This is a genomic window from uncultured Phocaeicola sp., from assembly GCF_948499155.1.
GTDB lineage: Bacteria > Bacteroidota > Bacteroidia > Bacteroidales > Bacteroidaceae > Phocaeicola > Phocaeicola faecalis.
On the sequence record NZ_CAOOSE010000038.1, the window covers coordinates 20470 to 30618 of the forward strand.

A 10149-nucleotide genomic window follows, 5' to 3' on the forward strand; every position below is an offset into this window, starting at 1 on the left:
AAATATAATAAGGCTGCCTATAAGTATCACTACTTCGGCAGCCTTTCTTTCTTCATCTCTATGAAGATTACAGTATGCTAAATTTTAATCACGTCCTCCACCTAATGCCTGATAGAGGTTTATCATACCTTGCATCTCTGTAAAGCGATTCGCCACTTGGCTCAATTGCGCACTGAGCAATGTTTGCTGAGCCGTCAATACTTCCAGATAAGTAGTATTCCCATGTTTCATCAACAGAGAAGTGCTCTCAAGAGCTTTATTCAGCGATATAATTTGTCTATCATAATAAGCCGACTTCTCCTGCGCTGTCTGATACTTCACCAATGCCTCATTGACTTCACTTCCCGCATTCAACAAAGCCTGTTGAAAACTTAACTTTGCTTCTTCCTGTTGGGCTCGGGCTATCTTCAGCTGTGCAATATTCGCACCTTTATTAAATAATGGTTGCGTCAATGAGCCAATAGCTGTTGCTATAAATTTGCCCGGATTAACAATCATACTTCCAGCAGAGTTTGTCCATCCGGCATTTCCACTCAACATAATAGAAGGATAGAATGCAGACCGTGCCTGATTAGTAGCATAGAAAGCCGCCTCCAGCGAACGTTCCGCACTACGTACATCGGGGCGGTTGGCAAGCATCTGTACAGGAATACCTACTGATAGGTTCTTCGGTAAACCGTTGGGACTATTCCATGTATCCACCCCAACGAGTAAACCGCGCTGAATAGCATGAGGAGCTTCTGCCAATAACAGCGAAAGGCTGTTTTCTACCTGATTAATCTGTTCTTTCAAGTCGAGAACAGAAGTGCATATAGTATAGTATGTAGCTTCCATTTGTGAAACAGCCGCCTCATTCGCCAGTCCCGCCTCCATCAAGGCACGGGTAGCATCTACGGTTTCTTTCCATGACTGTTCAGTCCGGATAGAGATTTCCAGTTGGTTGTCCAGCATCAGCAAAGTATAGTAAGTATTGGCTATACCGGCTATCAGCTGGGTCTGGACAGCCTGCTTGTAGTCACGACTCTGTTCGAGCAACGCCTTTGCCTGACGTTTCGCATTACGGATACGCCCGAAGATATCTATTTCCCAACTTGCCGTAACCGGTAAAGTATAGGTTTGTACAGCCTTTCCTTTATCAAAACTGCTAACTGTTCCCTGTGGTGACAAAGCGAAAGAAGGCAGATAGGCCAATTTAGCTGAAAGCATGGTAGCTTCCGCCTCCTTCACACGCCATTGTGCCGACTGCAAATCCGTATTGTTCTGCAATCCCTGCTCTATCAGCCCCTGAAGCTGCGGATCGGTAAAGACCTCCCTCCAGCTCAGATTGCCGATATTATCCAACGTATCAGCAACCACAACCTCTTCCCCATACAAATTATCGGGCACCTCGGTTGCAGGTTTATAGTTGGTATATATGCCGCAGCTACTCAGTGTGAGGGCTGCGACAGTTGATATAATGATTTGTTTTTTCATTCTTATACTATTTAATTATGCACACATCCGGGCGGTGTCAAAGCTAAAACAACCTATCATATTGTCATTCTGAGCATCACCCTACGATGTTAATGCTTTCCTTTTTCTTCAATGTGGTGCTGTCTTTCTTCTCTTGCTTCTATACATTCTTCCTGAATCTGCCAATCGGACGCCGGCTGAAACTGAATAGGACGTACCTTTTCCTGCAAATATTGGAATACGATAAACAAAGAAGGTACAATAAACAGTAACGCCAGCGTACCAATCACCATACCGCCCACAGTACCTGTACCCAGTGAACTGTTACCATTAGCACCTACCCCACTGGCAACCATCAACGGGAACAAACCGAAAATCATGGTCAAAGCAGTCATCAAGATAGGACGCAAACGAGCCTTGGCGGCAGAAAGTGCGGCAGAAGTCAGACTCATACCTGCCTTGCGGCGCTCAGTAGCATACTCGGTCAGCAAGATGGCAGTCTTGGCAAGCAAACCAATCAACATAATCAAACCGGTCTGCAAATAAATATTGTTTTCCAGCCCCATCATCTTCGCAAACAGGAAGCTACCCATCAAACCGAACGGCACGGAAAGCAATACGGCAAACGGAATAAGGAAACTTTCATAAAGCGCACTCAAGATGAGATAGATCATCAGGAAGCAAATACCAAAGATGATAATAGTCGTGCCTCCCTGGTCGGTCTCTTCACGAGTAATACCACCGAAATCATATCCGAAACCTTTCGGAAGTGCTTGTACGGCAGTCTCCTGAACAGCACGGATAGCATCACCGGTACTATACCCTTCAGCAGGCATCGCGTTCACAGCAATGGAGTTGAACATATTGAAACGGCTCAATGATTCTGCGCCATAACTGCGGGTCAATGTCACAAACTGGCCGAGGGGAGCCATCTCGCCATTCGACATACGCACAAAGATATTGTTCAACGAGCTTTCATCCACACGATATTTAGGATCAGCCTGAATCATCACCTTATATACTTTAGAGAAACGGTTGAAGTTGGAAACATACTGTCCGCCATAGTAGCCCGACAACGTACTTAACACCGCATCCGGAGTGATGCCGGCGCGTTTACATTTAGACGCGTCTACCTCTACCGTCCATTGCGGATAACGGATATCAAAGGTAGAATAGGCCATCGCAATTTCGGGACGCTGGTTCAAAACGCCCAGATATTGCTGGGTAGTATTGAAGAAAGTACCCACATCACCACCTTGTTTATCCTGCATGTGGAGTTCCAACGCATTACCCATACCATAGCCCGGAATCATACCCGGAGAGATGGCAAACACACTGGCATCCTTGATGTCTGCGGTACGGCCATATACCTGCCCGATTACCGCCTGTACATCATTCTCTTTTCCTTCACGCTCATCCCAAGGTTTGAGTTTCAGAATCAGCATACCGAAAGAGTTACCCTGACCTGCCAGCAAACCATAACCGGCCACACGCTGCACATGCAATACCTGCGGAATATCCATCATACGCTTTTCGATACGCATCATTACGTCATTGGTCGTTTTCAATGAACTACCTGCCGCCGTACTGACATTGACAAACACAACCCCCTGGTCTTCATCGGGCACCAAACTGGTTTTGGTGGTATTCATCAAGAACGCCAACAATACTACCGAAGCCGTGAGAAGTGTCCATACCATCCATTTGCGTTTGATAAAGAACAACACCCCTTTCTTATATCTTTCAATCATCACATCAAAAGCCGCATTGAACGCTTTACGGAAACGTGCCGCAAAGTTGTTGTTCACCGTACCGTCTGCATTGATATACGGTTTCAGGAACAAAGCGCACAGTGCCGGACTCAGCGTCAACGCATTGACGGCAGATATACCTACAGCGACCGCCATTGTCAAACCAAACTGTGTATAAAAAGTACCGGAAGTTCCGCTCATGAACGAAACCGGAATAAACACCGCCATAAATACCAATGAAGAAGAGATAACCGCATTACTGATACCCTTCATGGCATCGATACTGGCCATATAAGAAGAGCGGTAGCCCACATCAAAACGTGCCTGCACCGCCTCGACGACGACTATGGCATCATCTACCACCGTACCGATGACCAGCACCAAGGCAAACAAGGTAATCAGGTTGATACTGAATCCGGCTATCGACATAAAAGCGAAGGTACCAATCAAAGATACAATGATACCCACCAACGGAATGACCGTAGAACGGATATCCTGCAAGAATACATACACAATCAAGATGACCAAGAAGATAGCCTCAAACAAAGTCTTCACCACCTCATGAATAGATGCATAAAGGAAATCGTTGGAACTCATCACTTTGGTCAGCTCCACCCCTTTCGGCAAATCCTTGGCAGCTTCTTCCAGCAAAGCATCAATGTTATTGTTCACTTCCGTAGCATTAGAGCCGGCCGTCTGGAAAATCATACAAGAGATACCGGGGTGTCCGTCCATCGCACCATGATAGGCATAACTCTCTTCACCCATCTCAATATCGGCAATCTCTTTCAGTTTCAGCACCTCACCATCATCTGAAGACCGAATCACAATTTCACCGAATTCTTCCGGAGTAATCAAACGGCCTTTATACTTCATGGTATATTGGTAAGTCTCATCAGAGTTCTCACCGAATGAACCGGTAGCCGATTCTATATTCTGCTCTGCCAACACCTGAGTAACATCCGATGGAATCAGTTTATACTGAGCCATCACGTCAGGCTTCATCCAGATACGCATACTATAGTCTCCACCCATAATCATCATATCACCTACTCCCTGAATACGGAGAATAGAAGGTTTCAGGTTGATACTGATATAGTTGGAAAGGAATTTCTCATCATACGAATCATCCGGACTATAGAGTGAGAACATCTGCAAGATACTGGTCTGACGCTTTGAAGTGGTCACGCCCACCTGGGTTACTTCGGCAGGGAGCTGTCCGGTAGCCTTGGATACGCGGTTCTGCACATTGACCGCCGCCATATCGGGGTCTGTCCCCTGTTTGAAATACACAGTAATGTCTACCGTACCGGCATTGGTAGCGGTGGAAGTCATATAAGTCATGTTTTCCACACCATTAATCGCTTCTTCCAACGGAGCGATCACACTCTTTTGAAGCGTTTCCGCACTAGCGCCGAAATAAGAGGTGTTTACCTGGATGGTAGGCGGAGCAATATCCGGATATTGCTCGACGGGCAAAGTGAACAGCCCGATGATGCCCACTACGACTATCGAAATAGAGATAACTGCCGATAGGATGGGGCGTTCTATAAAGGTTCTTAAATTCATTTTCTTTCTTAGTTTTGTTTTACTTTAATCGAAGTACCTTCACGCAGCAAACCTACGCCTTCGGCAACAATGATATCTCCTTCTTTCAAACCATCGTTCACGATATATTCCTGACCGCCGTTTACACGGGTCACGCTGACGGGAGCCGATTGCGCCTTGCCATCTACTACCTTATATACGTATGTAATATCCTGAATTTCGAAAGCGGTTGCTTGAGGGATAACCAGACTTCCTTTCATAGTAACCGGAAGAATCACATTTCCCGATGTTCCGCTGTACAGCAAACCATTCTTGTTCGGGAATACGGCACGAAGGCTGGCAGTACCGGTATTCCGGTCAACCACTCCACTGATTGTTTCAATACGTCCTTTCTCACCATACATGGACTTGTCATTCAATTGCAATTCCACTTCCGGCATATTCTTCAATGCCTCAGCCTTAGAACCATATTGGCGGGTCAAAGCCAACAATTGGTTTTCAGTCATCGAGAAGTACACATACATATCCGAATTATCGGAAACCGTGGTCAACGGTTGCGGCAGGCTGGCACTAACCAATGCGCCTACGCGGTAAGGCAAAGTACCGATCACCCCATCCGAGGGACTTTTCACTTCCGTATAAGACAGATTATTGCGGGCGCTTACTTCCTGAGCTTTAGCCTGAGCCAACTGAGCCTTGGCGGTGAGCCAGGAGTTTTCGGCCGTCTTCAGGTCAAATTCAGAAACTACTTTTTTGGCAAACAGTTCTTTCTTGCTGTCGTATGTCAACTGTGCAGTAGCCAGTCCGGCTTTTGCCGATTCCACATTGGCCACAGCCGTCTCCAAAGCTGCCTTATAGGGCACTTGGTCAATAATAAACAATACTTGTCCTTTGCGCACAGCCTGTCCTTCCTCTACACAAAGTTTAGTGAGGAAACCGGAAACCTGCGGATAAATATCAATATCCTGACGTCCGCGGATAGTCGCCGAATAAGTAGTAGATAAAACCTTATCCGAAGGAGTCACTTTCAGTACTGCATATTCCGACTCCACTTGTGTTTCAGGCACCTGTTTACACGATGTCCCCAATGCTGCACAACCAACTAATACCATTAGTCGCATCCATTTTCTGTTCATTGTTATCATATTCCAATCTTTTAAATTCGGATGCAAAGGTAGATGGAATTTCGCAAGTCGGCGCATTCAATTATTAGCCGCCATTGTTCAATTTCGGAATATAAACCTCATTATTACAAATAAAACAGTTATTTTTGTGTCAAAATAAGAATAGATATGAAAAATCTGAATTTACCTAAAAGCGAACCATTTATAACCGGAATAGATGAAAAGATGGATATGTGCTCCAATCAGATTTTGAAGTTGGGAGATGCATCTATTTTCCATTGCCGTAGTGGAAGAGCACATATAGAAATTGATTTGCAAGCTTACGAGATGACAGAAAACACCCAACTCCTGCTTCTGCCCGGCAGCATTTTCAATTGTACTTATGCCAGTGAAGACTTCACTGTATCCTATATTATTTTCTCCGATACGCTATTCAGAGAAATCACCTCACGCCTGGACCCTTCCTTCTTCCACTTTTTAAAGGAACATCCATGCATTGTTATTCCTGAAGAACGAGTCAAGCCATTTATCGGACTAAGTTTGGCGATGAAAGACCTCTATAACGACCGGGATAACAGTTTCCGCATTCAGATATTCAAGAACTTCGTCCAAAACTTCCTATTGGATTTCTATGACAAGACACAGCATTTGTTCTTGCAGAGAAAAGTGGAAAATATCAGCCGAAAAGAAGAAATATTCAAACGCTTCATCCAGCTGATTCATAAGCACTGCACCTCCCAACGAGAGGTTTCCTTTTATGCAACCGAACTGTTCATTACTCCTCGCTACCTTTCCACAATAGTACAGGTAGTGACCGGTCAAACAGCCAAAAGCATCATAGACCAACACGTGATACTCGAAATAAAAGCATTGCTGCAATCCACCAATCTCAGCATACAGGAAATTTCTAATCGGCTTCATTTTCCCGACCAGTCCTTCTTTGGCCGGTACTTCAAAAAGCATACAGGGATGTCGCCACTGCAATACAGAAGTAACTTCGAGTAAGGAGAAAGTACTACTTGATTAAAACGTTTCATGTATAGAATAAGGCAGAAATAATGATTTGAGCTGTTTGCATAGTCGAGAAAAATAACCATCTTTGTGATATCTAAATAAAAGGCCGTTGAGTATGACTATATCTGTATATAAAACCTTTTCATTGTCAATGATTTACACGGGATTCAAGCGTGTAGGCAGTTGGTGGAACTATAAGAATGTAATCAGTCCCTTTTATCGGCTCTATTATATAGAAAAAGGATGTGGAAAAGTGTATATCAACAATGTTAGCTATGAGCTAACCCCAGGAACTTTATTCCTAATTCCCAAGTTTACTTTCCATAGCTATGAATGCAGTGACTCCATGGACCACTATTACATTTGCTTCTTCGATGATTTGGCGGGAAATGCCGGAATACCAAACCCTTCGAAGATGAATCTGAAGGTTGCCGCCCATACTACCGACCGAGACTTGGTGAAACGTTATTTAAAACTGAACCCTTGTAAAGCCTTGTCGGTGGTAGACCCTCAGCACTATGGTAATGACAAGGCTATCTACGAAGCGTGCGAGGGAAATCCGTCTTTCCGTATGGGTTCGATTATAGAAAGCGACGGCATTCTCTTGCAGTTGCTTTCCCGGTTTGTGAGCGACGAAAGCCTGAAGCAACCGTCGACGAACGATTCTTATGGGAAATTCGAATTAGTAATCGGCTACGTGAGCAAGAATCTGGACAAGCGCATTTCCGTGAATGATTTAGCGGAATTAATGTGTCTTACTCCCGACCATTTTTCAAAAGTTTTCAAGAAAATTATAGGGATGTCTCCTTGCGAATACATTCAGGTAAAGCGCATAGAGCGTGCCCAAGCTTTGCTGCTCACAACCGATTTGACCATCATGCAGATTGCTGAGAAGGTGGGAATTCTCAGCCCGGCGCAATTCACCCGCCTCTTTACAAAAATAGCCCAGTACTCGCCCAAGGAATATCGGGCGAAGCAACTGAGCATATAAATCCGTCTACACGAGCTGTCTTAAATCCCCAGCCGTGTACGCAGTTCTTTCAGTATGCGAATGTCTTCTGCCCGTATGCGGCCTTCCCTGTCGGGCGGGCAGTTCAGTATCAGGATATTATCGTTTTTAGTGCATTGCTTGTAAAGCCTTTCAAGTTCGTCAATGGACTTAAACTTCTTATCGTTGGTGTTGTAAAACCAACGTTCGCTGATGCATACAGTCGACTCCCAAGGCATATAGTAATCTTTGCCGTCATGGGTGAATATCTTAGGGTCGTTATCGGTTGGCAAATAAGGATCGCCCAAACGAAAGTCGCTAGGGAAGTAGCGGATGGGATAGCCCACCTTTTGGTTTTCGGGCAAGACCGGATGCGCATCCACGTTTTCAGGCGAACCGATACTCCAGTTAATACCGATTTGGCATTCGGGCTCTTTAGATTTGATGGTTTGGTAGATGTCCATAACCGGCCAGCGGTAGTTCTGCTTTTCCCAACCGCCGTCAAACCAAAATTCCACAATGTTTGTGTGTTTCTGAGCAATGGTTATCAGTTCTTTCAACTGCTTAATCATGTATTCATTGTAGGCCGCATCCCGAGTTTGGTCTTTCACGTCACCGTTGACTTTTCTGTCCCATAGCGAGTAGTAAAGTCCGAGGCCTATGTCATATTTCTTGCAAGCTTTAGCCACTGCTTCCACCACATTAGTCTTGTTGCCCGAGCTAGCCACGTCATATTCCGTGTATTTGCTGTCCCAAAGGCAGAACCCGTCATGGTGTTTGGCTATCAGTATGACATATTTCATGCCAGCATCTTTGGCTGTCTTTATCCATTGCTCCGCATCAACCCTGGTCGGACAATATGAAGAGGCGGGCTTGGAACCGTCAGTCCATTCCTCGTCGTGAAAGGTATTAATTCCAAAATGAATGAACATTCCGTACTTTCGAGCTATCTGTTTCTGTTGCTCTTTGCAGGGGACGGTGGAGGGAGAGGGCAATATCAGTTTTTGCCCGTAAGCGCCTTGAAGAGTCAGGGCGGCAAGGAAAAGGATAAATAATAGTTTTTTCATGTGTATAATAGAATTGTTGATTTTCTGCAAAAGTAGAAAAGATTCGTGGACGAGAATTGACAAAAACCGTTCCTCTTTTGATAAGAAAAGAGAGATAAAAAGGCCGCCTTCAATGAAGAAAGCAGCCTTTTCTTATTTATATAGGATGAAATTATTATTCAGCCAATTTATTGTCTGAACCCAGCACGTTGATAATTTTGTGCTTGTACAGTTTTTCCATGTTGTCACGAGCCGGACCTAAGTACTTACGCGGGTCGAATTCAGCCGGTTTTTCAGCAAATGTCTGACGGATAGCGGCAGTCATAGCCAAACGAGAGTCAGAGTCGATGTTGATTTTACAAACAGCAGACTTAGCAGCCTTGCGCAACCATTCTTCAGGAATACCGATAGCTGCCTTCAAAGCGCCACCAAATTTGTTGATAGTTTCAACTTCTTCCTGAGGAACTGATGAAGATCCGTGAAGAACGATAGGGAATCCCGGAAGTTTCTCCATTACAGCATCCAATACTCCAAATGCCAAGGGAGGAGGAACCATGTGACCTGTTGCAGGATCAATAGTACACTGTTCAGGAGTAAATTTATAAGCACCGTGAGAAGTACCGATAGAAATAGCCAATGAATCGCAACCTGTACGAGTAGCGAAGTCGATTACTTCTTCAGGGTCAGTATAAGTGTGGTGGTCAGAAGAAACTTCATCTTCAACGCCGGCCAATACACCCAGTTCACCTTCTACAGTTACATCAAACTGGTGAGCATAGTCTACTACTTTCTTAGTTAAAGCAATGTTTTCTTCGTAAGGCAGGTGAGAACCATCGATCATTACAGAAGAGAAACCTGAGTCGATACAGCTCTTGCAAGTTTCGAAAGTATCTCCGTGGTCCAGGTGAAGAACGATTTCAGGATGTGCACAACCTAATTCTTTTGCATATTCTACAGCACCCTGAGCCATGTAACGCAACAGAGTAGCGTTAGCATACTGACGAGCACCTTTTGAAACCTGCAAAATAACCGGAGATTTTGTTTCTACTGCAGCTTTGATGATAGCCTGCATCTGTTCCATATTGTTGAAGTTGAATGCAGGAATTGCATATCCACCTTTGATAGCCTTAGCAAACATATCTCTAGTGTTTACCAGACCTAAATCTTTGTAATTAACCATTGTTCTAATATTTATAATTGTTAGTGAATTAAATTCCACTGCAAAA

At 44.6% G+C, this 10149-nt stretch carries 7 protein-coding genes; 2 read left to right on the forward strand and 5 right to left on the reverse strand.

Annotation, left to right across the window (positions count from 1 at the left end; all coding sequences use genetic code 11):
• Positions 1 to 84 precede the first annotated feature (84 nt).
• The 3 genes from QYT14_RS17655 to QYT14_RS17665 form a co-directional block, all read right to left on the reverse strand.
• Positions 85 to 1473 carry a TolC family protein gene (locus QYT14_RS17655; protein WP_288325391.1) on the reverse strand — a complete coding sequence of 463 codons (1389 nt, stop codon included), beginning with the start codon at positions 1471 to 1473 and terminating at the stop codon, positions 85 to 87.
• Between the two features lie 89 nt (positions 1474 to 1562).
• Positions 1563 to 4772, reverse strand: a complete 3210-nt coding sequence (locus QYT14_RS17660; protein WP_288325392.1) for an efflux RND transporter permease subunit — start codon at positions 4770 to 4772, stop codon at positions 1563 to 1565.
• An 8-nt stretch (positions 4773 to 4780) separates the two neighbouring features.
• The gene (locus QYT14_RS17665) at positions 4781 to 5896 is read right to left on the reverse strand and encodes an efflux RND transporter periplasmic adaptor subunit (RefSeq protein WP_288325393.1); all 1116 of its coding nucleotides are present in this window, start codon (positions 5894 to 5896) and stop codon (positions 4781 to 4783) included.
• Positions 5897 to 6043: 147 nt separating this feature from the next.
• On the opposite strand from QYT14_RS17665, the gene QYT14_RS17670 reads away from it, so the two are divergent.
• Complete coding sequence (locus QYT14_RS17670; RefSeq protein WP_237039949.1) at positions 6044 to 6880, forward strand: helix-turn-helix domain-containing protein; 837 nt, start codon at positions 6044 to 6046, stop codon at positions 6878 to 6880.
• Between the two features lie 124 nt (positions 6881 to 7004).
• Positions 7005 to 7880, forward strand: a complete 876-nt coding sequence (locus QYT14_RS17675) for an AraC family transcriptional regulator (RefSeq protein ID WP_288325394.1) — start codon at positions 7005 to 7007, stop codon at positions 7878 to 7880.
• 20 nt (positions 7881 to 7900) lie between these two features.
• Here the strand turns inward: QYT14_RS17675 and QYT14_RS17680 are convergent, their stop codons facing one another.
• Both QYT14_RS17680 and QYT14_RS17685 read right to left on the reverse strand, forming a co-directional pair.
• The gene (locus QYT14_RS17680; protein WP_288325395.1) at positions 7901 to 8944 is read right to left on the reverse strand and encodes an alpha-L-fucosidase; all 1044 of its coding nucleotides are present in this window, start codon (positions 8942 to 8944) and stop codon (positions 7901 to 7903) included.
• 154 nt (positions 8945 to 9098) lie between these two features.
• A complete protein-coding gene (locus QYT14_RS17685; RefSeq protein WP_237039946.1) occupies positions 9099 to 10103 on the reverse strand; it encodes a class II fructose-bisphosphate aldolase in 1005 nt (334 codons plus the stop codon).
• Between the last annotated feature and the right edge of the window lie 46 nt (positions 10104 to 10149).